Below are 25,938 nucleotides of genomic sequence, written 5' to 3' on the forward strand. Positions count from 1 at the left end.
ACCTCTGCGCGACCGCGGCCAAGCCCCTGCCGTCCACCTTCAAAATATCCCGAACAAACCTATCGCAAGCCTGCCGCTAGGATGGCGCGCGCATTCGGAAGATAGTGACGCAAGACACGAGCAGAGGCATCCGATGACATATCCAAACTACTATGCGCCCAAAGGCGGGCATCCGGGGCAGGAACAGCTTCTGACCGACCGCGCCATGTTCACCGATGCCTATGCGGTGATCCCCAAAGGCACCATGCGGGACATCGTCACCAGCTTTCTGCCCTTCTGGGAGGGCACGCGGCTGTGGGTCCTGTCCCGCCCGCTCAGCGGGTTTGCCGAGACCTTCTCACAGTACATCATGGAGGTTCAGCCCGGCGGTGGCAGCGGCCAGCCCGAAACCGATCCGGGCGCGCAGGGCGTGATCTTCGTGGTGGAAGGTGGCGTGCGCCTGACGCTGGGCGAAACAATTCACGATCTGGAAACCGGCGGTTATGCTTATATCCCGCCGGGCAGCGATTGGACGCTGCACAACCGGTCCGAGGCAGTCGCCCGCTTCCATTGGGTCCGCAAGGCCTATCAGGCGGTACCGGGCCTATCTGCGCCCGATCCAATCATCACCAACGAGCGTGATATCGCCCCCATTGCAATGCCGGGAACCGAGGGGCGCTGGGCCACCACCCGCTTTGCCGATCCGCAGGATTTGCGCCACGACATGCATGTCAACATCGTCACCTTTGAGCCCGGCGGCGTGATTCCTTTTGCCGAAACCCATGTGATGGAGCATGGGCTTTATGTGCTTGAGGGCAAAGCCGTTTACCGCCTCAATCAAGACTGGGTGGAGGTCGAGGCGGGCGACTATATGTGGCTGCGCGCCTTCTGCCCGCAGGCTTGTTATGCTGGCGGTCCGGGGCGGTTCCGCTATCTGCTGTATAAAGATGTAAACCGTCACATGCCGCTTTCGCCACCCACCCGCTGACTCCGGGCGCAGCCTGCCGTTGGGTCAAATTGCCCTGCAGGGGTTCCCAGAATCGCTGGAATCTGATGAAATCATGTAAGATTTCAGCACTGGAGATAGTTCGATGTTACTGCGCGGAACGACGATTGCACTGGCAACCACCCTTGGCCTTACGGCATTTAACGCGGCCCCGGTCGCCGCCAAGGAGGAAACCAAATCCGTCTCCGTCATGAGCCGCACCTGGGCGGTCACGCAGGTCTCGGATGCTCCTGTGGTCTACAGGGCGACGCGGGACAATAACAATCTGAACCCCTTCGGCCCTCCGCCCCGTTTGCGCACGGTTCAAGCGATTGCCGCGATCCAGCAGGCGACCGGCTGCAAGGTGATCCGTTCCAGCATGTATCAGAACATCTCGGGCCAGTTTTTCTCGCAGGTCAGCTGCGGCTGAAAATTGGTACAATCCAATCATTGAGGTCGCATAACCGGCCTGCCATAGCTGGGCCATGAGAATTGCGATCAACGGATTCGGCCGTATTGGCCGCACGATTCTGCGTCAGGTCCTCAGCCTGCCGCAGCATTCGGACATCGAACTGGTGCTGATCAACGATATCGCGCCAATCGAGACCTGCGCCTATCTATTTCAATACGACAGCACCTTCGGCCCCTACCCCGGTTGCGTCACTTGCGGGGATGCCGCGCTGGTCATTGATCAACGCGTGATCCCGATGTCACACAGCACCGATCTGGCGCGGGTGGACCTGTCTGGCGTCGATGTCATGTTGGATTGCACCGGCATTGCGCGAACGTCGGATGTTGCCGGCCGGGGCCTGAGCGCAGGTGCTGGTAAGGTGTTGATCTCCGGCCCTTCTCCTGCAGCAGAAGTGACCGTGGTTCTGGGCGCAAACGAAGACCAGTTGGGTAATGCGCGGATCGTGTCCAACGCGTCATGCACCACCAATGGCCTCGCCCCGCTGGTCAAGCTGCTCGACACGATTGGCGGGCTGGTCTCGGCCCATATGACCACGATCCACTGCTATACCAACAGCCAGCCCATGGTCGACGCCCCACGCGGAGACCTCGCCCGTTCCCGCGCCGGTGCGCTGTCGATGGTGCCTACAACAACCAGCGCCACGCATCTGATCGATGTGGTCCTGCCCCATCTGGCCGGGCGCATCTCGGGGGCGGCGGTTCGGGTTCCGACTGCAAGCGTCTCGGCGGTTGACCTCGTGGCGACGCTTGAACGCGGCATGACCGCCGCACAGTTTGACCACGCGCTGCGCGCAGCAATCGCAACATCAGAGGTTCTGTGCTGGACGGATCAGCCCCTCGTCTCTTCCGACCTAAGGGCGCGGCCTGAATCCCTCATCATCGCAGGCCCCGAGACCCGCCAGATCGGACAGCATCAAGTCCGCATCTTCGGCTGGTACGACAATGAATGGGGCTTCTCAGCCCGGATGCTGGATGTGGCCCGCCTGATGGCCGACGCCTGACCGCAGCGGGCGGGCTTGCCCGCGCTCTGCCCGGCCCAGCGGGTCTTGGGGGCATCTTCGATGCACCCTGACCAGGCGGGAGCATCCCGGTTTAGCCTTCGGCCACTTCGTAAGGTTTTTCGAACCAGAATTCTTCCAGATTGTCGCCCACTCCAATCCGATCCACCACCGCAAACAGCCCCGGTCCATGCAAGGGCGTCAGAACCCCATGCCAGACGCCGCGATGATAGTTCACCGCCTGCCCCGGCTGCGTGACAAAGGCCCGAGGCCGCCCTGGTCGTCCGCCCTCATCCGGCGCTACAACCACGAGAAACGGCTGGTGTGTCATCGGGATAAAGGCCTGACTGCCCTCCGGATGCCGCTCGACCATGTCCAACAGAAGGGGCAGCGCGCGCGGATTGGCGTCAAACAGGCTGAGCCCCGCGCGACCGTCCGCAAATGCCAACGCTGCACGGTCGTGATACCGCCCGCATTGCCCTTGATTGATGATCTTGTCGGGCTCTCCCGCGACCTCGATCAGATCCCCAAACGGCGCGAATGCCTCGGCCGAGATCGGCTCAATCACGATCCGTATCATGACGGCAACAGGTCCCGCAGCCGGAACTCGGCGATGCGTTCAACCTGACGGCAGGCCTCAGCAAATTCCGCATCCCGATCCTGACCGATCCGCCGCTCAAAAGCTTGCAGGATCGAGGCTTTGTCATGGTCCCGCACCGCAATGATGAACGGGAACCCGAATTTATCTGTGTATTGCTGGTTCAGATCGGTAAACGCCGCACGCTCGGCATCCGTCAGCGCATCCAAGCCCGCCGAGGCCTGCTCGGACGTGCTTTCCTGCGTCAGCCGCTTGGCCTGCGCCAGCTTGCCCGCAAGGTCGGGATGCGCAGTCAACACGCCCAAGCGTTCCTCCTCCGAGGCCGAGCGGAACATCCGCGTCAGCGCGTTGTGCAGTCCGCCCGCCGTGTCATGGGTCGGGCCCAACTCCAGATCAAAGGCGCGTTCGGCGATCCACGCAGAATGCTCAAAGATACCTCCGTAGGTCGCAACAAACACCTCTCGATCCATCTTCGACGGCTTGGGATGCCGGGCGGCGGGATGCGTCTTAGCCCAATGCTCCGCAATCTGCAGGCGCGTGGCAAACCACACATCCGAGAACCCGCGCGCATAATCTAGAAAGCGTTTCAGCGCCATGACCCGCCCCGGTCGCCCGATGAGGCGGCAATGCAGGCCGATCGAGAGCATCTTCGGTGCACCGGCCTCGCCCTCAGCATAGAGCGCATCGAAGCTATCCTTGAGATAGGAATAGAACTGGTCGCCCGCGTTGAACCCCTGCGGCGTGGCAAAGCGCATGTCGTTGCAATCTAGCGTATAAGGCACGATCAACTGATCCCGGCCCCCGGTCTGCATCCAATAGGGCAGATCATCGGCGTAAGTGTCCGCGACATAGGCAAACCCACCCTCTTCCGCCACCAGCCGAACCGTATTCTCGGAGCAACGCCCCGTATACCACCCGCGCGGACGTTCCCCGACCACTTCGGTGTGCAGGCGGATAGCCTCGGCGATCTGCGCGCGCTCCTCGTCCTCGGGCATGTCCTTGTGTTCGACCCATTTCAGACCGTGGCTGGCAATCTCCCACCCGGCGGATTTCATCGCAGCAACCTGATCCGGAGATCGCGCCAGAGCGGTCGCGACGCCATAGACCGTGATCGGCAGGTCCTTCATCAACCTATGCAATCGCCAGAACCCGGCCCGCGCGCCGTATTCATAGATCGATTCCATGTTCAAATGCCGCTGTCCTTGCCATTGCGCGGCACCGACGATCTCGGACAAAAACGCCTCGGACGCCGCATCGCCATGCAGAACACAATTCTCGCCGCCCTCTTCGTAGTTCAGCACGATCTGCACCGCCAGTTTCGCGCCGCCCGGCCATTTGGCCTCAGGCGGGGTGGCTCCGTATCCGATCAGGTCCCGAGGGTAACGCGGCGGCTGCATGGTTCGTTCCAATTCCTTATCTGTTCCCGACAGCCTTAAACCAGAAAACCGCGTGGGATTATCAAATCAATCCGAACGCTGTTTCCGGTTCTTTCGGCATTTCCACTGTTTTCAACTTTGCGCCAGACTGTGACAAACCGAAAGGCAATTCAAAGGAGACACCCCGTGGCAGGTTATCTGACGACCCATGTTCTGGACACGGCGCGCGGCTGCCCGGCCGAGGGGCTGCGCATTGCGCTGTACCGGATTTCGGGCGACGCCCGTGACAAGATCGCTGAGGCCGAGACCAACGCGGACGGACGCACCAACAGCCCCATCCTGCCGCAGGATGTATTTGAAACTGGGACGTACGAGTTGATCTTCTTCGCCGGAGATTACCTGCGCGCCACCGGTCAGGACGGCGAAGCGCCCTTGTTTCTGGATCAGGTTCCGATCCGGTTCGGCATGTCCGACCCCGGTGCGCATTACCATGTGCCGCTGCTGCTATCGCCCTACGGCTACTCCACCTACCGCGGCAGCTGAGCCCGGGCAAAGGTACAACCGCGCTGCGGCAAAGCCGCAGCGCCCGGCCCAACGCTGTGCAGTGCCGGAACGGCACAAACAGGGGCGGGAGGACATCCCGGTTTAGTGTTCTGAGACGCGGACCACCTTGCCGATCCGCTCAATCATGAAATCCATGAACAGGCGTGCCTTGGGGTCCTGATGACGCCGATGCGTATAGAGGCACGCCATCTGCACCGATACCGGAGGCGTCTCGGTCGCTACGGCCACCAGACGGCCCGCTTTCAAATGATCTGACACTTCAAACACCGGTTTCATGGCGATGCCCTGCCCGGACAGCGCCCAATCCGTCAAGACGTCTCCGTCATCACATTCGAACCGACCGGACACGGCAAACCGCTTTGGGCCATCGGGTGTGTTCAGCATCCACTGAAACTCGGTCGCGCCGGGGAAGCGCAGGTTAAGGCATTCGTGGCTGTCGGCAATCAGGTCAGCCCCGGTCGTCGGCATCCCGCGCCGCGTAACATAGTCCGGCGCGGCGCACAGCACGCGCTGGCAGTCAGCGATCTTGCGGATGCGCAGCGTGCTGTCCTCGGGCTGACCGATGAAAAATGCCAGATCCAACCCCTCGGTCGTCAAATCAACCGACCGGTCTGTCAAGCGCAGACGCACATCGATCTCTGGGTATTCCGACAGGAAATCAGGTACATACGGAGCCAGAAGCCTCCGCCCCACCCCAAGCGGAGCCGCCACAAACAGCGACCCGCGCGGCGCTTCGGTCAGATGGGTGACCTGCGCCTCGGCCTCGTCCACCGCGTCCAGCACCGCCACCGCGCCCGGGTAAAAGGCCTTGCCCTGCTCGGTCGGGGACAGGTTCCGCGTGGTGCGTTGAAACAGACGGACGCCCAGATGATCCTCCAACTGAGAAATTCGTGCCGAGGTCACCGCAGGCGAAATCCGCAAGTCTCGCCCTGCGGCGGACATGCTGCCCAGATCGTAGACGCGGACGAAGGTTCGGATATTGTCGAGATAGGACATCTTATCGTTTTTTTTGATACAGTTTGACAATATACGGGAATACCGAAGAAAAGCCCCTTTGCCTAGTGTGACGGCAACTGATCGGAGAGAGCTTTCATGTACGACTTCGCCGTGTTCTGGGACTGGATGGCTTTTGGCGTGCGCTGGCTGCACGTCATCACCGCAATCGCCTGGATCGGATCATCGTTTTATTTCATCGCGCTGGACCTTGGCCTGAACCGCAATATCCCCGGACCGGCGGATGGCGAAGAATGGCAGGTGCATGGTGGTGGCTTCTATCACATCCAGAAATATCTGGTCGCGCCCGAGCGGATGCCGGAGCATTTGACCTGGTTCAAATGGGAAAGCTATGCCACCTGGCTGAGCGGTGCCGCGCTGCTGATGATCGTCTATTGGGTGGGCGGAGAGCTTTATCTGATCGACGCCCAAAAGGCCGATCTGGCGCTGTGGCAGGGTATTCTGATCTCAGCTGCCTCTCTGACCATCGGATGGCTAATCTATGACTTTCTGTGCAAATCCGGCTTGGGCGAGCGCCCGACCCTGCTGATGGTGCTGTTATTCGCACTGCTGGTGGTGATGGGCTGGGGCTACAACCAAATCTTCACTGGTCGCGCGATGATGCTTCATCTGGGCGCGTTCACCGCCACGATCATGACCGCGAACGTCTTCTTCATCATCATGCCGAACCAGCGGATCGTGGTCGATGACCTCAAGAACGGGCGCACGCCAGACCCGAAATACGGCAAGATCGCCAAGCTGCGGTCAACCCATAACAATTACCTGACACTGCCGGTCGTGTTCCTGATGCTGTCCAACCACTACCCGCTGGCTTTCGCGACCGAGTATAACTGGATCATCGCCGCGCTGGTGTTCCTGATGGGCGTCACCATCCGGCATTACTTCAACACCCGCCACGCCCGCGCCGGGAACCCCACCTGGACATGGGCCGTCACCGCACTGCTTTTCCTTGCGATCATGTGGCTTTCGACCGCCACGATGCACGAAACGCTGGACGAGGCCGAGGCTGCAGCGCTCACGCCTTACGAACAGAAATTCGCGGCCGCCGACGGGTTTGAAGACGCGCATGATATCGTGCTGGGCCGATGTTCGATGTGCCACGCGCGCGAGCCGGTTTGGGAAGGCATCCTCTGGGCACCCAAGGGCGTATTGCTGGAAACAGAAGCCGACATCGCCCGCAATGCACAGCAGATTTATCTGCAGTCCGGCGTCACCCACGCCATGCCCCCCGCCAACGTGACCTATATGGAGCCCGAAGACCGCGCAGCGATCATTCGCTGGTTCCGCAACGCCAACCTATAGGCCAAAAAACGCGTTTAGTGCTTCCCCTGCGCGCCATCAGATGCTCTAACAAGAACTTAACAAGCCGCGCGAACGCATGTTGCGGCCAAAGTGATTTCGACTTGGGGCAGTTGGAGCCAGTTTAATGACACCGAGCGGACCGCGCAGCGTTCTGAGATGCTGGCTCTACGGCACGCTGGTCGCCCTGTCCCCTACCCTTGCCTTTGCGCTTGAGACCACGCTTTCTGCTCCGGGGGCCTCAAAAGACCTGGTGGACCGGCTCGAGGAAACCTCTTCAGTCTTCACGTCGGAATCGCGCGGGCTGGACACCTCGCTGGAAATTCTGTCGGCGGCGCTGTCGGATTACCGCACCATCGTTCAGATCATGTATGACGAGGGGTATTTCAGCCCCGTTGTCAGTATCAAGCTGGACGGTCAGGAGGCGGCCAACATCAACTCGCTGAACGTCCCGGCACAGTTTCGCCGCGCAGCGATTTCCGTGCAGCCCGGACCCAAGTTCAAATTCGGCACGGCGGTCGTACAGCCGCTGGCTCCTGACACGGTGCTGCCCGAGGAATTTGCAACCGGCAAACTGGCCACAACAGGCGCAATTCGGAACGCGGCACTGGCCGGGGTGCAGGGCTGGCGCGACGATGGTCATGCCAAGGCAGATGTCGCGGATCAGAAGGTGATTGCCCGCCACGCGCAGGCCAGGCTGGATGCAACCGTTGATCTGGACCCAGGGCCGCGCCTGACCTTTGGCCGAATGATCATTCAGGGCGACACCAATGTTAAACACAAGTCGATCCGGGATATCGCGGGCTTCCCGAGCGGAGAGGTCTACTCTCCCGAGCAGGTCCAGAAGGTTGGCACTCGACTGCGCCGTACGGGTGCGTTCAGCTCGGTTTCGCTGAAGGAACGCGATACGCCCAACCCCGACGGCACGCTGGATTTCGACGCCACATTCGAGGACCTGCCCCCCCGCCGCCTGACCTTCGGCGCCGAGATCGCCTCGCGCGATGGCGTGGACCTTACGGCGACATGGACGCACAGGAACGTTTTCCGCCGCGCCGAGCGTCTGCGGTTCGAGGCCGCCATTCGCAATATCGGCGGGGCCGAGGACATTGACGGGCGCATCGGCCTGCGTCTGGATCAGCCCGACCGTCTGGGCCCCGATGACAACACGTTCTGGAGCGCCCTGCTGGAACGGCGCAATACTGAAAACTACAACGTCACCGTCGCCTCGTTGGCTTACGGTGCGCGGCGCACCTTCTCGGACCGGTTCTATGCCGAAGCTTCTGCCGGGTTTCAGTATTCCGACGCCGATGACGCCTTTGGCGACGGGCGCAAGTTCCGGTATTTCATCCTTCCGTTCCGGTCCGAATGGGACGAGCGCGACAGCAAGGTCAGCGCCACCCGCGGGTATTTCCTGGACGCTCAGGTTATGCCCTTCATCGGGTTTTCTGAAACAGATACCGGTTTGCGCATGTTCTTTGACGGGCGCGCGTATAACGATCTGGGCACCAACGGACGGCTGGTGCTGGCCGGCCGGGTGCAACTGGGATCGGTCATTGGGCCATCTCTGGATGGCGTGACACCGGACTTCCTGTTCTTCTCGGGCGGTGCGGGCACGGTACGGGGTCAACCCTTCGAAAGCCTCGGCATTCCCGTCGGGGATGGGGTCGCGGGCGGTAAGTCCTTTCTGGGACTTTCAGCCGAGGTGCGCGGGCGCGTAACCGATGCGATCTCGCTGGTGGGGTTTTACGATTACGGCGTGGTCGATACCTCGTCCTTCATCGGCAGCGGGTCCGAGGAACATTCTGGCGCGGGGCTGGGCATCCGCTATGATCTGGGTGGTTTCGGCCCCCTGCGCTTTGACCTTGCAGTGCCGGTTCAGGGCGACACCGGGACTGGGCTGCAATTCTATCTTGGGATCGGGCAGGCGTTTTGATGCGTCGTGTTACATATCCCCTGCTGCTGAGTTCGGTGGCTTTCGCCGCCCCCGTCGCCGCGCAGGACGAAGACGGCGGCAGCATGATCGAGCGGTTCCTGCAGGACACGCTTTCGGGCGACGACCAGAACGTGCGCGTGATCGGATTGGAAGGCGCGCTGAGTTCCCGCGCCACCATACAAGAGATCACGGTCGCCGATGACGAAGGCGTCTGGCTGACCATCAAAAACGCTGAACTGGACTGGAACCGGCTGGGGCTGCTGCGGGGGCGGTTCTCGGTCAATGCGCTGACAGCGCAAGAGATTGACGTTGCCCGCGCGCCCGGCACGACGACCAAAGAGGCCCCCGCGCCCTCGGCTGAAACACAACCGTTTCAACTGCCCGAATTGCCGGTTTCCATCGAGATCGGAGAGTTGCGCATTGACGACCTGTCGCTGGGGGAGCCGCTGATTGGGGTGGCCGCTGATCTGCAGGTGAACGGGAACCTGTCGCTGGCGGATGGTGCGCTGGACACGACGCTGGATATCGACCGGCTGGACCGGGCGGGTGATACCATCGACCTGACGGCGGGCTTCGACAATTCAAGCCGCCAGATCGATCTGGACCTGACCGTTGCCGAAGCTTCGGGCGGGTTAATCGCGACCGCGCTGGGAGTGCCCGACACGCCGCCCATCGAACTGACGGCCAAAGGGTCCGGCCCGGTCAGCGATTTCACCGCCGATATCGGCCTCAGCAGCGATCAGCAGCTTCGCGTCACCGGGCAGGTCCGGCTGCGCAGCGCCGAGGAGGGCGGCACCGCAGCAGATGGCATCGCTTTTACCGCAGATCTGGGCGGCGATCTGACCCCGTTTCTGGCCGAGAACATGGACACGTTCTTTGGCACCGACACCAAGCTGTTCGTCGATGGCCGCACCCATCCCGACGGCGCGCTGGATATCTCGGATATCGAAATCACCTCGCAGGCTTTGGAGTTGAAAAGCCAATTGAGCCTCGGCGCAGGCGGCGCACTGCAACTGGCCGCGCTGCAGGGTCGGATCACGCCGCCCGAGGGCGATAGTGTCGTGCTACCCGTCAGCGGTGGCGACACCTCAATCGGCGCTGCGCAGATCTCGGCGCTGTTCAATGCCGAGAATGGGAACCTGTGGGACCTTAGCCTAACCACAAATGCGGTCTCGACCCCCAATCTGAAACTGGAACACGCGCGCATCACCGGTCAGGGCGCGCTGGATCAGAGTAATGGGCTGTCGGTTGATGGCGACCTGCAGGCGGTTCTGGACGGGCTGGAGATGGCCGATCCGGCGCTTGGCGCGGCGATTGGCGATCAGATCACGCTGGATGGGCAGTTCGAATATGGCAGCGATCAGTCGCTGGAACTGTCGGGATTCGAACTGGTTGGCAGCGATTATACGCTGGGCGCAGATGCCGTGATCAGCGGGTTGGCGACCGGGCTGCAGGTGGATGGCAACGCCACGTTGCGGGCCAGCGACCTGTCGCGGTTCTCGGATCTGGCGCAGTTGCAGCTGGGCGGCGAGGCCTCAATCCGGGTGCAGGGCAACGGCTCACCGCTTGAGCGCAGCTTTGATGGCAAGGTGGTGGTCAGCGGGCGCGACCTGTCCACCGGGCGCGACGATATCGACCCGGTGATCTCGGGCGAGACCGAGATCACGCTGGATGCCAAGCGCGGCACGGACGGCGTGACCATACGCGAATTCGCCATCACCAGCGAGGCGGTGAACGCGCAGGCCAGCGGAACGGTCACAACGCCGGATGGCAATGTCTCAATCGACGGGCAGGCCAGCGTCAATGCCTCGGATCTGTCGGTGTTCTCTGGCCTCGCCAAGCGCGAACTGGCCGGTGCCATTCAGGCCCGGCTGGATGGCAAGGGCACTGTTCAAACCTTAGATTTCGACGGGCAGGCCAGCGTGATCGGCACCGATATCCAGACCGGGATGAGCGATATCGACCCCCTGCTGACAGGCCGCACCACGATCAGCTTCGACGGCGCGCGCTCGGACGATCAGATCGTCATTCGCAATGCGACAATCAACGGCAAAGCCCTGACCGCCGAGGTCGCGGCGACGATTGATGATCCCACGGGCGAGCTTGCCGTGGACGGCTCGGCCAAGGTGAACGCGCCCGATCTGTCGCTGTTTTCGGGGCTGGCAGGGCGTGAGCTGGCCGGATCAATCAAGGCCGATCTTACGGGTCAGGGCGCAAAAGGCAGCAAGACCTTCGACGTGAAGGGAAATGTCACGGCGGATGATATCGGCACCGGTATTGATCTGGTTGACGGGCTGGTGCAGGGCCGCACCACGCTAAACGTGGACGCGGTGAATGACGATCAGGGCCTGAACATCCGCACCTTCCAGCTGAACGGCACGGCACTGACCGCCGATGCGTCGGGTCAATTGGACCGCGACGCGGGCGGACTGACCTTTTCGGCGGCGCTGGACGATATGAACCGCCTCTCGCCCACCCTGTCCGGCCCACTTCGGCTTGAGGGAAACGTGGCCCCGACCGCCGCGGGGCTTGAGGGCACCGCGCGACTTTCGGGGCCCGAAAGCTCGTATGCCAGCCTGTCGGGCAGCGTCGACACGAACGGTGCCGCCGATCTGGATTTCGACGCCCGGCTCAACCGGATCGAACGGTTTGCCCCCGATTTCCCCGGCACTGTCTCGGCCACGGGCACCGCAAAACGGGACGCGGGCAAATGGACAATCGACGCCAAGGCCGAAGGCCCAGCCCAGATCAACAGCACCGTTGCGGGCACGTTCGACGAAACCAGCGGCACAGCCGATCTGAAAATGCAGGGTGGCGTCAATATCGGCATCGCCAACGCCTTTATTTCGCCCAATAGCCTGCAAGGTACGGCACGCTTCGATCTGGCCCTGAACGGAGCGCCGTCACTGAGCGCGCTCAGCGGAACGATCTCGACCTCAGGCACTTCGATGGCACTGCCAGAGGTGGGTCAAACCATCACCGGCATCTCGGGGGCCGTCACGCTGGCCCAAAGCCGCGCGACGATCGATCTGCGGGGCGGTGTCCGCGCGGGCGGAGGCTTTACGGTCAGCGGCCCGGTCGACCTGACGCCGCCATTCAATGCGCAGATCACCACCGCATTGAACAATCTGGTGCTGACCGACAAGCTGCTGTACGAAACCACACTCAACGGTCAGATCGCGTTGACCGGGGCTTTGGCGGGCAACAGCGCTATCGCGGGGCAGATCAATTTCGGCGAAACCAACATCAACCTCGCCGCCGCAGCAGGCGCCGTCGGCGCGGCCCCGATCCCACCGATGGAGCATCTGAACGAAAGCCGCGCGGGGTTTGTCACACGCGAGCGCGCCAATCTGGTCGAAAACGAAGAGGCCGAGAAAAGCAACTCTCGCATCACGCTGGATATCGGCCTTCTGGCCCCCAAGGCGGTTTTTGTGCGCGGGCGCGGGGTGAATGCGGAGCTGGGCGGGCGTATCCAGATCGGTGGCACCACAACGGCTGTGGTGCCCTCGGGGCAGATCGAGCTGATCCGCGGTAATATCGACATCCTGGGTCGGCGTCTGGCGCTGACCAAAGGTCTGGTGACCCTGCAGGGCGACCTGACCCCCTATATCGAGTTCGAATCCTCGACCAGCACCTCGGACGGCACGGCCACGATTGAGATCGCCGGACCATTGGACTCGCCCGAGGTCACCGTGTTCTCGGACCCTGAGCGGCCCACCGAAGAGGCGTTGGCCATGCTGCTTTTCGGTAACCGGTTCTCAGAGTTGTCGCCCTTTGTCATCGCGCAGATGGCGGCATCCCTGGCCCAGCTCAGCGGTGCCGGAGGGGACGCGACCAAGGGGTTGCGGGATTCAACAGGTCTGGACACTGTCGACATCGGCGCGACCGAGGGCGGCGCGGGCCGCCTGGGCGCGGGCGCATATCTCAGCGACAACCTCTATACCGATTTCACGGTCAATACCGAGGGCGACACCGAGGTGAACCTGAATCTGGACGTCACCGACAGCTTCACCTTGCGCGGCACTGTAGATGGCCGCGGAGAAACCGGGCTGGGCATCTTCTTCGAACGCGACTACTGACGGCCCTGACCGTCCCGTCAGGTGTTAAACAAGAAGTGCATCACGTCGCCATCGCGGACGATATAGCCCTTCCCCTCGGCCCGCATCTTGCCCGCCTCTTTCGCGCCCTGTTCGCCATTCGCCGCGATGTAGTCGTCATAGGCGATGGTTTCGGCACGGATGAAACCTTTTTCGAAATCCCCGTGGATGACACCCGCGGCCTGCGGCGCAGCGGTGCCGATCCGAATGGTCCAGGCGCGCGCTTCCTTCGGGCCGACGGTGAAATAGGTCTCGAGCTTCAGCAGGTCGTATCCCGCGCGGATCAGACGGTCCAGGCCCGCCTCTTCCAGACCCATTTCCTCGAGGAACATCTGCGCTTCGTCCTCTTCCAGCAGGCTGATCTCTTCTTCGATCTTGGCACTGATGATGACATGCGCGTTGCCCTGTTCGGCCGCCATCTCGGCCACGCGGGCTGAGTATTCATTGCCCTCGGCGGCTTCTTCCTCGGACACGTTACAGACATAGAGAACAGGCTTGGTGGTCAGAAGCTGCAGCATCTTCCACGCCTTTGCATCCTCGTCGCTAACCTCGACCAGACGCGCGGGCTTGCCGTTTTCCAGCATCTCTTGTGCCGTCGCCAGCAGGCGATCCTGCTGCTGCGCTTCCTTGTCGTTCCCCTTGAGCTTGCGCACCAGATTGGCGCGGCGCTTTTCGATGCTCTCCAGATCCGCCAGCATCAGCTCGGTCTCGATGGTGTCGGCATCGGCCACGGGATCGACACGGCCATCCACATGGGTCACATCGCCGTCTTCGAAACAACGCAACACATGGGCGATGGCATCCGTCTCGCGGATATTGGCCAGAAACTGATTGCCCAGCCCCTCACCCTTTGAAGCGCCTTTGACCAGACCTGCAATGTCCACAAAGGTCATCCGCGTCGGGATGATCTGTTTCGACGATGCAATCGCCGCCAGCTTGTCCAGCCGCGCATCAGGCACCGCCACATCGCCCACATTGGGCTCGATGGTGCAGAACGGGAAGTTTGCCGCCTGCGCAGCGGCGGTCTTGGTCAGCGCGTTGAAGAGGGTCGACTTACCAACATTCGGCAGACCCACGATTCCCATCTTAAAGCCCATTGCGGCCTCCTGAATACCGTACGAGCGCTGCTTCTATGCAGGTCCGGGTCGATGCGCAAGGCGCTGGGTTCCGATCGCGGGCCGGGTCCAATCTGCCACATCACGAAATCGGCATTACATTGTGTTCTTGCGTGCATTGAAAACACGCACTTATGGTCACCAATAGATAAAATCAGAATAAACGACGGACGTGGTAGTGACGATGAAATCCCTTCTTGTTTTGGCATTTACACTGGCGGCAGCAGGCGTCGCGCAGGCACAATCTGTGATCTTTGGCGCAGGGTATGCAGATTACTCGGCAGGCTCGGCCGATGATCAGGCAGTCTTTTCGCTGGAATACCAGCACCGCCCCTTTCATGAGGCGACCCGGTTCAGTGCAACCTGGGGCGCGGCCCTGACCGTAGACACAGACGGAGACACCCATCTGGGTGCCGGTCTGGTCGGTCTCTACAGCTTTGCGGACCGCTGGTTCGTCGAAGGCAGCGTGTTCCCGGGTTATTATAACGAATCGAACACCGCGAACGATTTGGGCGGCGAGTTCCAGATCCGCAGCCTTCTGGGGCTTGGATATGAGCTGGACAGCGGCAACAAGGTCTCGGTGGCGATCACCCATATCTCGAACGCCAGCACGCAGGATGATAACCCCGGCGTGAATGCCGTGTTCCTGCGTTATCACTACGCCTTCTGAAGCCGCACGCCCCAAGCGGGATTGATTTTCGTCGAAAGTTTCTGCACATCAGGTCGAAACCTCGTGTGCAAGGACTTCCGATGACCCGTATCGACGCCAAATTCGCCGCTTTGAAAGCCGAAGGAAAGAAGGCCTTTGTTGCCTATGTCATGGCGGGCGATCCAGATTACGAGACCTCGCTTGAGGTGGTAAAGGGGCTGCCCGGCGCAGGCGTCGACGTGATCGAACTGGGTCTGCCGTTCACCGACCCGATGGCCGATGGTCCGACCATTCAGGCTGCTGGTCAGCGCGCGCTGGATGGCGGCATGACGCTGCAGCGCACGCTGGATCTGGCCCGTACCTTTCGTGAGACCGACGATAAGACGCCGATCGTGCTAATGGGTTACTACAATCCGATCTACAGCCGGGGCGTCGACGCATTCCTCGACGACGCCAAGGCCGCTGGTATCGACGGGTTGATCGTCGTCGACCTGCCCCCCGAAGAGGACGCCGAGCTGTGCCTGCCCGCACAGGCCGCCGGGTTGAACTTCATCCGGCTGGCGACCCCCACCACCGATGACAAACGCCTGCCCCGCGTGCTGCAGAACACATCGGGCTTCGTCTATTATGTGTCGATCACCGGCATCACTGGCGCCGCCGAGGCGCAGGCCACCGATGTCGGCCCCGAGGTGTCGCGGATCAAGGCGCAAACCGATCTTCCGGTCATCGTCGGGTTTGGCATCAACACTCCCGACAAGTCGCGCGCGATTGCCAGAGTGGCCGATGGCGCGGTGGTCGGCTCGGCCATTGTCAGCCAGATCGGCGCAGGCAAGCCGGTGACCGAGGTGCTGGAGTTCGTCAAATCTCTGGCCGACGGCGCCCATTCCGCCTGACAACCCATCTAGATCCCGGGAAATTCTGACAAGCCCCAGCAGGCGATCTGCCTGCTGGGGTTTTCTGTTGCGCACGCGCGGCAACCGACCGCATCCAATCCATGTTGCGAAGGGTCGCATAAATTGGTAAAGAAACTTAACCAATTCAGCAGAGGCCCGATTTCATGCCCGTGATTACGAATATCGAAGATCTCAAACGCATCTACGAACGCCGCGTCCCGCGCATGTTCTACGACTACGCCGAAAGCGGCAGCTGGACAGAACAGACCTTCCGCGACAACAGCTCGGATTTCGACGACATCCGCCTGCGCCAACGGGTTGCGGTGGACATGACCGGGCGCACCACCGCGTCGCAAATGATCGGGCAGGACGTATCGATGCCGGTCGCACTGGCCCCCGTTGGCCTTACGGGCATGCAGCACGCGGATGGCGAGATCAAAGCAGCCAAAGCCGCCGAGGCCTTCGGTGTGCCCTTCACATTGTCCACGATGTCGATCAACTCCATCGAGGATGTAGCCGAAAGCACCTCGGCCCCGTTCTGGTTTCAACTCTACACGATGAAAGACCAGGACTATGTCGGGCGATTGATCCAGCGGGCCAAGGACGCCAAATGTTCTGCGCTGGTCATCACGCTTGACCTGCAGATTCTGGGCCAACGACATAAGGACCTGAAAAACGGCCTGTCGGCCCCGCCAAAGCTGACCCCCAAAACGATTGCCAACCTGATGACGAAATGGGCCTGGGGCATCGAGATGCTGGGAGCCAAACGGCGGGAATTCGGCAATATTGTGGGCCATGTCCACAATGTCACCGACACCAGATCGCTAGGCACCTGGACAGCCGAACAGTTCGACCCCAGCCTCGACTGGGGCAAAGTCGAGAGACTGATGGAGCAATGGGGCGGCAAGGTCATCCTCAAGGGCATTCTGGACGCCGAGGACGCCAAGATGGCAGCCAAGCTGGGGGCCGACGCGATTGTGGTGTCGAACCACGGCGGCCGGCAACTGGACGGGGCGCTCAGTTCGATCCGGGTGTTGCCCGAGATCATGGACGCGGTCGGCAGCGACGTCGAAGTACACCTGGACAGCGGCATCCGCTCTGGTCAGGACGTCTTGAAAGCCTTGGCGCTTGGGGCCAAGGGCACCTTCATCGGTCGCGCCTTTGTCTATGGCCTGGGCGCGATGGGCCAGAAAGGCGTGACAACCGCGCTGGAAGTAATCCAGAAGGAGCTTGATACGACCATGGCACTTTGCGGAGAACGCGACGTGGCCAATTTGGGGCGTCACAACCTTCTGATTCCCGAAGATTTCGGCGGCCGCTGGCAAGCCTGATCGCTTGCCGGACCCAAGGATGGGGGCGCTGCCCCCGCCGCCCTACGGGCGACTCCCCCGGGATATTTTTGGCCAGATGAAGCAGGGGATCCGCACTTCATCTGGCTATAAATATCCCGGAGCGCGAGGCAGAGCCTCGCAAACATCCAAGCTGGGCAAAAACCCCTTTCCAATCCGGATGAATCAAGCTAAGGACGCGGCTTCACGCGGGCATACAGCCTTGGAGGATGCCCGCCCTAACATTGGAGATATATCATGGCTGGTGAGATTCCTGATCTCGTAGCTCTGGAACGGACGGGGACAGGCAAGGGCGCCGCTCGTCAGGCACGCCGCGATGGCATGGTTCCGGGCATTGTATTTGGTGGCGACAAAGACCCGCTGCCGATTCAGATCCCGTTCAACGTCCTGTTCAAGCGTCTGAAAGCAGGCCGGTTCAAGTCGACCCTGTGGAACCTGAAGGTTGAAGGTCACGAAGACGTTCGCGTCATCTGCCGTGACGTTCAGCGTGACGTCGTCAAGGACCTGCCGACCCACCTGGACCTGATGCGTCTGCGCCGGACCACCAAGATCGCGCTGTTCATCCCCGTTGAATTCGTCAACGAAGAAGAAGCCCCCGGCATCAAGAAGGGCGGCGTTCTGACCGTTGTCCGCCCTGAGGTCGAGCTGGTTTGCACCGCGGGCGACATCCCCGAGAAAATCACCGTCGATCTGACCGGCATGGAGATCAACGACGTTGTCACCATTTCGTCGGTTGACCTGCCGGGCGGCACCAAGCCGACCATCGACCGTGACTTCGTGATCGCCAACGTCTCGGCCCCGACCGGTCTGGCGTCCAGCGACGATGAAGACGGCGAAGAGGGTGAAGTCGCTGCTGATGAAGTTGAAGTCATCGGCGAGGACCAGACCGAAGAATAAGTTCGGACCATATTAGGAATTTGAAACGGGGCCCTGACGTGGCCCCGTTTTTTTTGTGGCCGAGTTGGGCTGGAAAACAGGTGGCGTTTCATGTCATCACCCCAAGGTGCGATAGGACTGAGGACGAAATGATGAAACTGTTTGTCGGTTTGGGAAACCCGGGTCAGAAATACGCCCGCAACCGGCACAATATCGGCTTCATGGCGGTGGACCGCATCGCCGAGGACCACGGCTTCGGCCCCTGGAAATCCAAGTTTCAGGCTGAATTGTCAGAAGGCCGCCTTGGGGGCGAGAAAGTTCTGTTGCTGAAACCGCAGACCTTCATGAACAGGTCGGGCCAGTCGGTGGGTGAGGCGATGCGCTTCTACAAGCTGGATTCAACCGACGTCACCGTCTTTCATGATGAGCTGGATCTGGCGCCTGGAAAGGTACGCGTGAAGGCTGGCGGCGGCCATGCCGGGCACAATGGCCTGCGCTCGATCCACGAGCATATCAGCCCGGCCTATGACCGCGTGCGTCTGGGGATCGGCCATCCGGGGCGGAAAGAGATGGTCTCGCCCTATGTGCTCAGCGATTTTGCCAAGGCAGATGCCGAATGGCTAGAGGATGTTCTGCGCGGTGTCTCGGACGGGGCGGCCCATCTGGCCGCGGACGAGAGCGGCAAGTTCATGAATGCGGTCGCGCTGCGCACCGCACCGCCCCGGTCTTCGAAGTCGCCTGCCAAGGCCGACACCGCACCCAAGGCCGTACCAGACACCGAACCGGCGCCTGACGAGCGTTCTGCGATGCAGAAGCTTCTGGACAAGTTCAGATAGGCGTGCCGCCACGTAGCGATTGCGCCGCGGGCCGGACCGGGGTCCAATGGCTGGGATCATTGGGAGGCATCGTATGAGATCGGTTCTGAAATGGCTGTTGCGCATCACGCTGGCTTTGGTGCTGGCGGCAATTGTCGTCGGGGTTTGGAAGCGCGAAGAAATCCAGCGGCTGATGGCCGTGAACTCTTTGTTCTCCGAGGAAAAGATCGTTCACAACTTCTCCCATATGGATGAGGCCTTTCTGACTGTCGACCTGCCCCGTGGTTCTGGCCCGACATGGGAACTGCCCTATGGCCCCGGCTTTGATCTGCCAGCGGGTACGGATCAGTGGATCGACGATCGTGCGGTGACCTCTCTGCTGGTGATGCAGGGCGGCAAGATCCGGTTCGAAGAATACTATCTGGGCACCGGCCCTGAGGACCGTCGGATATCGTGGTCGGTTGCCAAAAGCTATCTGTCGGCCCTGTTCGGCATCCTGATGGCAGAAGGTGCGATTGCGTCGCTGGACGATCCGGTCGTGCAATATGCGCCTGCGCTGAAAGGCAGCGCCTATGAAACCGCGACGATCCGCAATGTGTTGAACATGGCCAGCGGTGTGACCTTTGACGAGGACTATCTGGACTATAACTCGGACATCAACCGGATGGGCCGGGTTGTGGCTTTGGGTGGAGAATTGGACGATTTCGCCGCCTCATTGCAGGACAGTTTCACGACACCGGGCGCGACATGGCAATATGTGTCGATCGACACTCATGTGATCGGGATGGTCATTCGCGGTGCCACCGGGCGCAGCGTGGCCGAGTTGCTGACCGAAAAGATCATCGAACCGCTGGGGTTGGAGCGGGACGGGTACTACATCACCGATGGCGCAGGCGTGGCCTTCGTGCTGGGTGGTCTGAACTTTACCACCCGCGATTTTGCCCGATTTGGGCAGATGATCCTGCAAAACGGGGTGCGCGACGGTGTGCAGGTGGTTCCTGCCGATTGGATTGCCGAATCGACCTGGCCCAGCGCGCCGACAGAACCGGGCAAGATCGGCTATGGTTATCAGTGGTGGATACCGGTTGGCGCGCATGAGGGCGAGTTTCTGGCTCGCGGCGTCTATGGTCAGTATATCTATTTCGATCAGGCGCGGGGCGTTCTGATCGTGACCACAGGTGCCGACCGCAAGTTCCGCGAACCGGGCGTCAGCGCCCAGAATGTCGAAATCTTCCGCAAGATCGCGCAAAGCCTGTAAGGTGAGGCCATGCAGAAGCAAGACAGTATCAACGTACTGGGCGGCGTGCTGGAGCCCTGCTCGCGCAATCCTCTGACCGGTTTTTTCCGTGATGGGGCCTGCAACACCTGCCCCGAGGATCAGGGGAGCCACACGGTCTGCGCGGTGATGACAGCCGAGTTTCTGGCCTTTTCCAAATATGTCGGCAACGACCTGAGCACGCCGCGCCCTGAATTCGACTTTCCGGGCCTGAAACCCGGCGACCGCTGGTGCCTGTGCGCCGGGCGGTTTCTGCAGGCCCATGACGAAGGTTGCGCACCGAAGGTGCGGTTAGAGGCCACCCATCAACGGGCGTTGGACATCGTTCCTCTGGCGGCACTGAAAACGCAGCAGGCCTAGGTCGCGCGGGCAAGATATCCTCGGGACGTGCGCGAGGGTGGTCCGGCGGAAAAGCTGTGTTCCGCCTGCAGGGCCCACCCGGCGCGGGTCAGCATGTCGGCCACCACATCCGGACGATAGGTGCGGTGCCGCCACTGAAACCAGATGATTGCATTGCACCAATGCGGCTTGCTGACGACCAGCCACAGCGCGGCCCCAGGTTCCGCCAGATCGCGCATCCGGCGCAGCGCAGCGACCGGATCGGCGCAATGTTCCAACACATGCGCGGCCAACAGGCAGTTGAAACGCGACGGGGGCTGAAACTCTTCCAGGCGGGTCTGCACCGTGTCGGCGGCGATGCCCCTGTGCTGCAGCGCCGACTGCGCCAGTTGCAGCATCCGGGCCGACGGCTCCAGCAATGTGATCCGCCCGTTGGGCTGCACCACCGCGCGCGCCTCGGCGAAAGCGCCGGTGCCGCAGCCGATATCCAGCGCATTTAAGCCCAGATCTGCCTGAGGTGCGGACGACAAAAAGCCCAGATAGGCATCGAAATACCCAAGCAGCCGCATCTTGTCCGCCCAGCCGGGGGCGGCCTTGTCGTATTTCCGGTCAAGATGCCCGGTGGCCTTTGAGGATGCGCTGCACATATCGGGCAGACTGGCACATTTCCCCAAAGGCGCAAAGCCCGGCAGCGATCAGTCGGCGGCGCGGCCTTCGGTGTCGGACATATCGAAGTTCAGATACCGTGCCACGGTCTGCACATCCTTGTCCCCTCGCCCGCACATATTCATGCAGATCAGATGATCTTTGGGCAGGTCGGGCGCAATCTTCATCACATGCGCCAGCGCATGGCTGGGCTCCAGCGCTGGGATGATGCCTTCGGTCGCGCAGCACAGTTGGAACGCCTCCAGCGCCTCTTTGTCGGTGATCGAGACATAGTTGGCGCGGCCAATATCGTTCAGCCAGGAATGTTCAGGCCCGATGCCGGGATAATCGAGTCCCGCCGAGATCGAATAGCCTTCCAGAATCTGCCCGTCATCGTCCTGCAGCAGATAGGTACGGTTGCCGTGCAGCACGCCCGGGCGGCCTCCGGTCAGCGAGGCGCAATGCTCCATCTTCTCGTTCACACCCTTGCCGCCCGCTTCGACACCGATGATGTTCACATCCTTGTCGTCGAGGAAGGGATAAAACAGACCCATCGCGTTCGAACCGCCTCCGATGGCGGCGATGATAGTATCGGGCAGACGGCCCTCGGCCTTCATCATCTGCTCTTTGGCTTCCTTGCCGATGATCGACTGGAAATCGCGGACCATCGCAGGATAGGGGTGCGGCCCGGCCACGGTGCCGATGCAGTAGAACGTGTCACGCACATTCGTTACCCAATCGCGCAGCGCATCATTCATGGCATCTTTCAACGTACCACGGCCCGAGGTCACAGGGATCACCTCAGCCCCCAGCAGGCGCATACGGAACACGTTGGGGGCCTGACGCTGCACGTCATGGGCACCCATATAGACGATGCATTTCAGACCGAACTTGGCACAGACGGTGGCGGTAGCCACACCGTGCTGCCCTGCCCCGGTTTCAGCGATAATCCGGGTCTTGCCCATGCGGCGCGCCAGAATGATTTGGCCCAGCACATTGTTGATCTTATGCGCGCCGGTATGGTTCAGCTCATCGCGCTTCAGATAGATCTTGGCACCGCCCAGATGCTCGGTCAGCCGTTCGGCGAAATACAGCGGCGAGGGGCGACCCACGTAATTCGCCCACAGATCGTCCATCTCGGCCCAGAAGGTCGGATCATCCTTCGCTTTGTCGTATTCCTCTTCCAGCGACAGGATCAGCGGCATCAGCGTTTCGCTGACGAACCGGCCACCGAAAATGCCGAAACGGCCCTGTTCATCGGGGCCGGACATGAAGGAATTGAAAAGATCGTTGGCCATTGGGGTCTCCGTCAGTCTGCCCGTTGTTCATATGGGGTGGCGGCGGGTTTTGCCATCGCAAACTGACCGGATCACCGGGCTGCTTCGATGAACGCCCGGATCATCCCCGCATCCTTGACCCCCGGCGCGCTTTCGACGCCCGAGGCCACGTCGACCTGACGCGCCCCTGTCATGCGGATCGCCTCGGCCACGTTGTCGGGGTTCAGGCCGCCCGCCAGCATCCAAGGCTTGCGCCAGTATTTGCGCCCGGCCAGCAAGCGCCAGTCGAACGCCAACCCGTTTCCGCCCGGCAGAACAGCGCCCTTGGGGGCCTTGGCGTCGATCAGAAGCTGGTCGGCCACCTCGCTATAGCTGTCAATCGCCGCCAGATCGGCGGCCTCGGCCACGCCGATCACCTTCATCACCGGCAGGCCATAGCGGCCCTTGATCTCGCGCACACGGTCGACGCTTTCACTGCCATGCAACTGCAACATATCGAACGGAGCCACGCCGGTGATACTGTCCAGCAAATCATCCGGGGCATTCACCACCAGCGCCACCTTGGCAACGCCAACCGGCACGGGTTCCATCAACACAGCCGCCTGTTCGGGCAACACGTAGCGCGGCGATTTCGGGAAGAAGTTGAACCCAAGATACCGCGCGCCCGCATCCGCTGCGGCGCGCACATGGTTCGGGGCCGTCAGCCCGCAGATTTTGACAGCAATGTCGTCCGGCATCGGGTGGTCTCAGCTTGCCTCGTCCAGCAGCGCCAGAACATCATCCTGATCCTTCTGCTGCTTTTTCTTGAGCTTCTTGACCTCACGCTCAAGCTTGCGCACCTCGCCGGTTTTGGCCGAGACATCGCGGCGGTGCTTGTGTTCCCGCAGCCATTCCCACAGGAAGCCTATGACCAGACCGGCCACAACACCGCCCAGAACCACCACAAACAGCGGCAGCGAGATGCTGAAGTTAAAGCCCACAAGCTCGGACAGCGTGTCGGGCATCAGCTTGAGTTCAACCATCTGCCGGTTGGCCAGCGAGATCGAGACGAGAACGATCCCCAGAACTCCAAGAAAAGCGTAGCGGATATAGCGCATCATGGGATCACGCTTTACCGTTCAAACGGTCCCTTAGCAACTTGCCGGTCTTGAAAAACGGCACACATTTTTCTTCGACCTGCACGGTCTCGCCGGTGCGGGGATTGCGACCGACGCGCGCGTCGCGCTTCTTCACCGAAAATGCGCCGAAACCGCGCAGCTCGACCCGGTCGCCGCGGGACATGGCATCGGTGACTTCCTCGAACACGGTGTTCACGATCCGCTCGACATCGCGCTGATAAAGATGCGGGTTCTCATCGGCGATTTTCTGAATCAGTTCTGAACGGATCATGCGTGTTACCCTCCCAGGCGACCGGTTTATCAAGCCTATTGTTCTGGACAGTATAAGAAAAAACCGGGTTCGGGGGAACGTAAACTCTGCGTGTCGAGCGGGCATTTTTTGGCAAAGCACCCGGATTTTAGGGGTTGCACCCCTGTTTCGGCGGGAAATGCGCCGCCAAAATGCCACCGCACCGGGATTTTCGGAACGCATTGATTCGCAACGAAAACGGCCCCGCGCATCCGCACGGGGCCGTTCTTTAGCTGTGTAGCAGAGCCGAGGCTTAGTCGCCAGATTTCAGCGCTGCACCCAGAATATCGCCCAACGACGCGCCCGAGTCGGAAGAACCATACTGTTCCACGGCCTCTTTCTCTTCGGCGATCTCGCGTGCCTTGATCGACAGACCCAGACGGCGGGTCTTGCTGTCGACATTGGTGACGCGAACGTCGACCTTGTCACCGACCGAGAAACGCTCGGGGCGCTGTTCGGCACGATCACGCGACAGGTCCGAACGGCGGATGAACGACTTCATGCCTTCGTACTCGACCTCGATGCCACCATCTTCGATCGCGGTCACTTCAACGGTCACGATCGAGCCACGCTTCACGCCGCCCACGGCTTCGGCGAACTTGTCACCGCCCAGGGCTTTGATCGACAGCGAGATACGTTCTTTGTCCACATCCACTTCCGAGACAACCGCCTGAACGACGTCGCCTTTGCGGTAGTTCTGGATCGCATCCTCGCCACGCTCGTCCCAGCTGAGGTCCGACAGGTGAACCATGCCGTCGATGTCGCCGTCGAGGCCAATGAACAGACCGAATTCGGTGATGTTCTTGACTTCGCCTTCGACCTCGGTGCCCTCGGGGTGCGTTTCTGCAAACACTTCCCACGGGTTGCGCATGGTCTGCTTCAGGCCCAGAGACACGCGACGCTTGGCGCCGTCGATTTCCAGAACCATGACGTCGACTTCCTGGCTGGTCGAAACAATCTTGCCGGGGTGGACGTTTTTCTTGGTCCAGGACATCTCGGACACGTGCACCAGACCTTCGACACCGGCTTCCAGCTCGACGAACGCGCCGTAGTCGGTGATGTTGGTGACGCGACCCTGATGGACCGAGCCCAGCGGGTACTTGGCAGCAACCAGATCCCACGGATCTTCCTGCAGCTGCTTCATGCCCAGGCTGATGCGGTGGGTCTCTTTGTTGATCTTGATGACCTGAACCTTGATGGTTTCACCGATCGTCAGGATCTCGGATGGGTGGTTCACACGGCGCCATGCCATGTCGGTGACGTGCAGCAGGCCATCAACGCCGCCTAGGTCAACAAATGCACCGTATTCGGTGATGTTCTTGACAACACCCTCGACGGTCTGACCTTCGGACAGGTTGCCGATAACTTCGGCACGCTGTTCGGCACGCGATTCTTCCAGGATTGCGCGGCGGGACACAACGATGTTGCCACGGCGGCGGTCCATTTTCAGAATCTGGAACGGCTGCTTCAGACCCATCAGCGGGCCAGCGTCGCGCACGGGGCGCACGTCAACCTGCGAGCCGGGCAGGAACGCAACTGCGCCACCCAGATCGACGGTGAAGCCACCTTTGACACGACCAAAGATCGCACCTTCGACACGCTGGTCGTCGGCATATGCTTTTTCCAGACGGTCCCATGCCTCTTCACGGCGGGCCATCTCGCGAGAGATGACGGCTTCGCCACGGGCGTTTTCTGCAGCGCGCAGGTAAACCTCGACCTCGTCGCCGACAGCGATTTCAGGGGCTTCACCGGGGCTTGCGAATTCTTTCAGATCAACGCGGCCTTCCATTTTGTAGCCGACGTCGATGATGGCCTGACCCGCTTCGACAGCGATGACCTTGCCTTTGACAACAGACCCTTCTTCGGGCGTGTCCATTTCGAAGCTTTCGTTCAGGAGGGCTTCGAATTCCTCCATGGATGCGTTAGCCATGTGGCGTTGTTTTCCTTTACAAGTACGTTTTTGCTGGCCGAGCGGTTGTCTCC

The 25,938-nt window shown here is 61.1% G+C and carries 24 protein-coding genes; 14 read left to right on the forward strand and 10 right to left on the reverse strand.

Translation table 11 applies throughout. The features are described 5' to 3' along the window. The first annotated feature begins 133 nt into the window (after window positions 1-133). The 3 genes from ACR0J1_RS09240 to ACR0J1_RS09250 all read left to right on the forward strand — a co-directional run bounded on the left by ACR0J1_RS09240 (window position 134) and on the right by ACR0J1_RS09250 (window position 2,436). On the forward strand, window positions 134-967 hold the full coding sequence (locus ACR0J1_RS09240) for a bifunctional allantoicase/(S)-ureidoglycine aminohydrolase (RefSeq protein WP_480732499.1): 834 nt from the start codon (window positions 134-136) through the stop codon (window positions 965-967). Window positions 968-1,070: 103 nt separating this feature from the next. Beyond that, window positions 1,071-1,394: a hypothetical protein gene (locus ACR0J1_RS09245; protein ID WP_480732497.1), complete on the forward strand. Its 324-nt coding sequence runs from the start codon at window positions 1,071-1,073 to the stop codon at window positions 1,392-1,394. Window positions 1,395-1,449: 55 nt separating this feature from the next. Next, the gene (locus ACR0J1_RS09250) at window positions 1,450-2,436 is read left to right on the forward strand and encodes a type I glyceraldehyde-3-phosphate dehydrogenase (RefSeq protein ID WP_480732495.1); all 987 of its coding nucleotides are present in this window, start codon (window positions 1,450-1,452) and stop codon (window positions 2,434-2,436) included. Window positions 2,437-2,527: 91 nt separating this feature from the next. On the opposite strand, the gene ACR0J1_RS09255 is transcribed toward ACR0J1_RS09250, so the two are convergent. After that, a complete protein-coding gene (locus ACR0J1_RS09255) occupies window positions 2,528-3,013 on the reverse strand; it encodes an ureidoglycolate lyase (RefSeq protein ID WP_480732493.1) in 486 nt (161 codons plus the stop codon). After that, window positions 3,010-4,428 (reverse strand): allantoinase PuuE, encoded by a 1,419-nt coding sequence (puuE, locus tag ACR0J1_RS09260; RefSeq protein ID WP_480732492.1) that lies wholly within the window; start codon window positions 4,426-4,428, stop codon window positions 3,010-3,012. Before puuE ends, ACR0J1_RS09255 begins: the two co-directional genes overlap by 4 nt. Window positions 4,429-4,593: 165 nt before the next feature. Between puuE and uraH the strand changes: the two genes are divergently transcribed. Continuing rightward, a complete protein-coding gene (uraH, locus tag ACR0J1_RS09265) occupies window positions 4,594-4,950 on the forward strand; it encodes a hydroxyisourate hydrolase (RefSeq protein ID WP_480732490.1) in 357 nt (118 codons plus the stop codon). A gap of 102 nt (window positions 4,951-5,052) precedes the next feature. Here uraH and ACR0J1_RS09270 read toward each other — a convergent pair whose 3' ends face one another. After that, on the reverse strand, window positions 5,053-5,967 hold the full coding sequence (locus tag ACR0J1_RS09270) for a LysR family transcriptional regulator (RefSeq protein WP_480732488.1): 915 nt from the start codon (window positions 5,965-5,967) through the stop codon (window positions 5,053-5,055). Window positions 5,968-6,063: 96 nt separating this feature from the next. On the opposite strand from ACR0J1_RS09270, the gene ACR0J1_RS09275 reads away from it, so the two are divergent. The 3 genes from ACR0J1_RS09275 (at window position 6,064) to ACR0J1_RS09285 (ending at window position 13,296) form a co-directional block, all read left to right on the forward strand. After that, a complete protein-coding gene (locus ACR0J1_RS09275; protein WP_480732486.1) occupies window positions 6,064-7,287 on the forward strand; it encodes a urate hydroxylase PuuD in 1,224 nt (407 codons plus the stop codon). A 124-nt stretch (window positions 7,288-7,411) separates the two neighbouring features. Then, entirely contained in the window at window positions 7,412-9,217 is a 1,806-nt protein-coding gene (locus tag ACR0J1_RS09280) for an autotransporter assembly complex protein TamA (RefSeq protein ID WP_480732484.1), read from the forward strand. After that, on the forward strand, window positions 9,217-13,296 hold the full coding sequence (locus ACR0J1_RS09285; RefSeq protein ID WP_480732482.1) for a translocation/assembly module TamB domain-containing protein: 4,080 nt from the start codon (window positions 9,217-9,219) through the stop codon (window positions 13,294-13,296). Before ACR0J1_RS09280 ends, ACR0J1_RS09285 begins: the two co-directional genes overlap by 1 nt. A 17-nt stretch (window positions 13,297-13,313) precedes the next feature. On the opposite strand, the gene ychF is transcribed toward ACR0J1_RS09285, so the two are convergent. Next, a complete protein-coding gene (gene ychF / locus ACR0J1_RS09290) occupies window positions 13,314-14,411 on the reverse strand; it encodes a redox-regulated ATPase YchF (protein WP_480732480.1) in 1,098 nt (365 codons plus the stop codon). A gap of 202 nt (window positions 14,412-14,613) precedes the next feature. On the opposite strand from ychF, the gene ACR0J1_RS09295 reads away from it, so the two are divergent. The 7 genes from ACR0J1_RS09295 to ACR0J1_RS09325 all read left to right on the forward strand — a co-directional run bounded on the left by ACR0J1_RS09295 (window position 14,614) and on the right by ACR0J1_RS09325 (window position 20,647). Further along, complete coding sequence (locus ACR0J1_RS09295; protein WP_480732478.1) at window positions 14,614-15,099, forward strand: acyloxyacyl hydrolase; 486 nt, start codon at window positions 14,614-14,616, stop codon at window positions 15,097-15,099. Between the two features lie 80 nt (window positions 15,100-15,179). Further along, the gene (gene trpA / locus ACR0J1_RS09300; protein ID WP_480732477.1) at window positions 15,180-15,971 is read left to right on the forward strand and encodes a tryptophan synthase subunit alpha; all 792 of its coding nucleotides are present in this window, start codon (window positions 15,180-15,182) and stop codon (window positions 15,969-15,971) included. Between the two features lie 164 nt (window positions 15,972-16,135). Further along, a complete protein-coding gene (locus tag ACR0J1_RS09305) occupies window positions 16,136-17,302 on the forward strand; it encodes an alpha-hydroxy acid oxidase (protein WP_480732476.1) in 1,167 nt (388 codons plus the stop codon). A gap of 255 nt (window positions 17,303-17,557) precedes the next feature. Continuing rightward, window positions 17,558-18,217, forward strand: a complete 660-nt coding sequence (locus ACR0J1_RS09310; RefSeq protein ID WP_480732474.1) for a 50S ribosomal protein L25/general stress protein Ctc — start codon at window positions 17,558-17,560, stop codon at window positions 18,215-18,217. A 131-nt stretch (window positions 18,218-18,348) separates the two neighbouring features. Further along, window positions 18,349-19,032 (forward strand): aminoacyl-tRNA hydrolase, encoded by a 684-nt coding sequence (gene pth, locus ACR0J1_RS09315; RefSeq protein WP_480732472.1) that lies wholly within the window; start codon window positions 18,349-18,351, stop codon window positions 19,030-19,032. 73 nt (window positions 19,033-19,105) lie between these two features. Continuing rightward, window positions 19,106-20,269 carry a serine hydrolase domain-containing protein gene (locus ACR0J1_RS09320; RefSeq protein ID WP_480732470.1) on the forward strand — a complete coding sequence of 388 codons (1,164 nt, stop codon included), beginning with the start codon at window positions 19,106-19,108 and terminating at the stop codon, window positions 20,267-20,269. A 9-nt stretch (window positions 20,270-20,278) separates the two neighbouring features. Beyond that, the gene (locus ACR0J1_RS09325) at window positions 20,279-20,647 is read left to right on the forward strand and encodes a DUF2237 family protein (RefSeq protein ID WP_480732468.1); all 369 of its coding nucleotides are present in this window, start codon (window positions 20,279-20,281) and stop codon (window positions 20,645-20,647) included. On the opposite strand, the gene ACR0J1_RS09330 is transcribed toward ACR0J1_RS09325, so the two are convergent. From ACR0J1_RS09330 to rpsA, 6 genes are all read right to left on the reverse strand, one after another. Further along, a complete protein-coding gene (locus tag ACR0J1_RS09330) occupies window positions 20,644-21,273 on the reverse strand; it encodes a class I SAM-dependent methyltransferase (protein WP_480732466.1) in 630 nt (209 codons plus the stop codon). The two genes, ACR0J1_RS09325 and ACR0J1_RS09330, sit on opposite strands and share 4 nt — an antisense overlap. Before the next feature lie 48 nt (window positions 21,274-21,321). Further along, window positions 21,322-22,569: a tryptophan synthase subunit beta gene (gene trpB / locus ACR0J1_RS09335; RefSeq protein ID WP_480732464.1), complete on the reverse strand. Its 1,248-nt coding sequence runs from the start codon at window positions 22,567-22,569 to the stop codon at window positions 21,322-21,324. 71 nt (window positions 22,570-22,640) lie between these two features. Further along, entirely contained in the window at window positions 22,641-23,285 is a 645-nt protein-coding gene (locus ACR0J1_RS09340; protein ID WP_480732462.1) for a phosphoribosylanthranilate isomerase, read from the reverse strand. Window positions 23,286-23,294: 9 nt separating this feature from the next. Then, on the reverse strand, window positions 23,295-23,645 hold the full coding sequence (locus tag ACR0J1_RS09345; RefSeq protein WP_480732736.1) for a lipopolysaccharide assembly protein LapA domain-containing protein: 351 nt from the start codon (window positions 23,643-23,645) through the stop codon (window positions 23,295-23,297). A gap of 7 nt (window positions 23,646-23,652) precedes the next feature. Further along, window positions 23,653-23,937 carry an integration host factor subunit beta gene (gene ihfB / locus ACR0J1_RS09350; RefSeq protein ID WP_008758048.1) on the reverse strand — a complete coding sequence of 95 codons (285 nt, stop codon included), beginning with the start codon at window positions 23,935-23,937 and terminating at the stop codon, window positions 23,653-23,655. Between the two features lie 271 nt (window positions 23,938-24,208). Continuing rightward, the gene (rpsA, locus tag ACR0J1_RS09355; RefSeq protein ID WP_480732460.1) at window positions 24,209-25,885 is read right to left on the reverse strand and encodes a 30S ribosomal protein S1; all 1,677 of its coding nucleotides are present in this window, start codon (window positions 25,883-25,885) and stop codon (window positions 24,209-24,211) included. Between the last annotated feature and the right edge of the window lie 53 nt (window positions 25,886-25,938).

This window comes from Ruegeria sp. CJ3 (assembly GCF_056536725.1).

Bases quoted from the DNA above. Each gene is read 5' to 3' on its own strand.
- ACR0J1_RS09240 (WP_480732499.1), top strand. From the start codon at position 134: ATGACATATCCAAACTACTATGCGCCCAAAGGCGGGCATCCGGGGCAG.
- ACR0J1_RS09245 (WP_480732497.1), top strand. From the start codon at position 1,071: ATGTTACTGCGCGGAACGACGATTGCACTGGCAACCACCCTTGGCCTT.
- ACR0J1_RS09250 (WP_480732495.1), top strand. From the start codon at position 1,450: ATGAGAATTGCGATCAACGGATTCGGCCGTATTGGCCGCACGATTCTG.
- ACR0J1_RS09255 (WP_480732493.1), bottom strand. From the start codon at position 3,013: ATGATACGGATCGTGATTGAGCCGATCTCGGCCGAGGCATTCGCGCCG.
- puuE (WP_480732492.1), bottom strand. From the start codon at position 4,428: ATGCAGCCGCCGCGTTACCCTCGGGACCTGATCGGATACGGAGCCACC.
- ACR0J1_RS09270 (WP_480732488.1), bottom strand. From the start codon at position 5,967: ATGTCCTATCTCGACAATATCCGAACCTTCGTCCGCGTCTACGATCTG.
- ACR0J1_RS09275 (WP_480732486.1), top strand. From the start codon at position 6,064: ATGTACGACTTCGCCGTGTTCTGGGACTGGATGGCTTTTGGCGTGCGC.
- ACR0J1_RS09280 (WP_480732484.1), top strand. From the start codon at position 7,412: ATGACACCGAGCGGACCGCGCAGCGTTCTGAGATGCTGGCTCTACGGC.
- ACR0J1_RS09285 (WP_480732482.1), top strand. From the start codon at position 9,217: ATGCGTCGTGTTACATATCCCCTGCTGCTGAGTTCGGTGGCTTTCGCC.
- ychF (WP_480732480.1), bottom strand. From the start codon at position 14,411: ATGGGCTTTAAGATGGGAATCGTGGGTCTGCCGAATGTTGGTAAGTCG.
- ACR0J1_RS09295 (WP_480732478.1), top strand. From the start codon at position 14,614: ATGAAATCCCTTCTTGTTTTGGCATTTACACTGGCGGCAGCAGGCGTC.
- trpA (WP_480732477.1), top strand. From the start codon at position 15,180: ATGACCCGTATCGACGCCAAATTCGCCGCTTTGAAAGCCGAAGGAAAG.
- ACR0J1_RS09305 (WP_480732476.1), top strand. From the start codon at position 16,136: ATGCCCGTGATTACGAATATCGAAGATCTCAAACGCATCTACGAACGC.
- ACR0J1_RS09310 (WP_480732474.1), top strand. From the start codon at position 17,558: ATGGCTGGTGAGATTCCTGATCTCGTAGCTCTGGAACGGACGGGGACA.
- pth (WP_480732472.1), top strand. From the start codon at position 18,349: ATGAAACTGTTTGTCGGTTTGGGAAACCCGGGTCAGAAATACGCCCGC.
- ACR0J1_RS09320 (WP_480732470.1), top strand. From the start codon at position 19,106: ATGAGATCGGTTCTGAAATGGCTGTTGCGCATCACGCTGGCTTTGGTG.
- ACR0J1_RS09325 (WP_480732468.1), top strand. From the start codon at position 20,279: ATGCAGAAGCAAGACAGTATCAACGTACTGGGCGGCGTGCTGGAGCCC.
- ACR0J1_RS09330 (WP_480732466.1), bottom strand. From the start codon at position 21,273: ATGTGCAGCGCATCCTCAAAGGCCACCGGGCATCTTGACCGGAAATAC.
- trpB (WP_480732464.1), bottom strand. From the start codon at position 22,569: ATGGCCAACGATCTTTTCAATTCCTTCATGTCCGGCCCCGATGAACAG.
- ACR0J1_RS09340 (WP_480732462.1), bottom strand. From the start codon at position 23,285: ATGCCGGACGACATTGCTGTCAAAATCTGCGGGCTGACGGCCCCGAAC.
- ACR0J1_RS09345 (WP_480732736.1), bottom strand. From the start codon at position 23,645: ATGCGCTATATCCGCTACGCTTTTCTTGGAGTTCTGGGGATCGTTCTC.
- ihfB (WP_008758048.1), bottom strand. From the start codon at position 23,937: ATGATCCGTTCAGAACTGATTCAGAAAATCGCCGATGAGAACCCGCAT.
- rpsA (WP_480732460.1), bottom strand. From the start codon at position 25,885: ATGGCTAACGCATCCATGGAGGAATTCGAAGCCCTCCTGAACGAAAGC.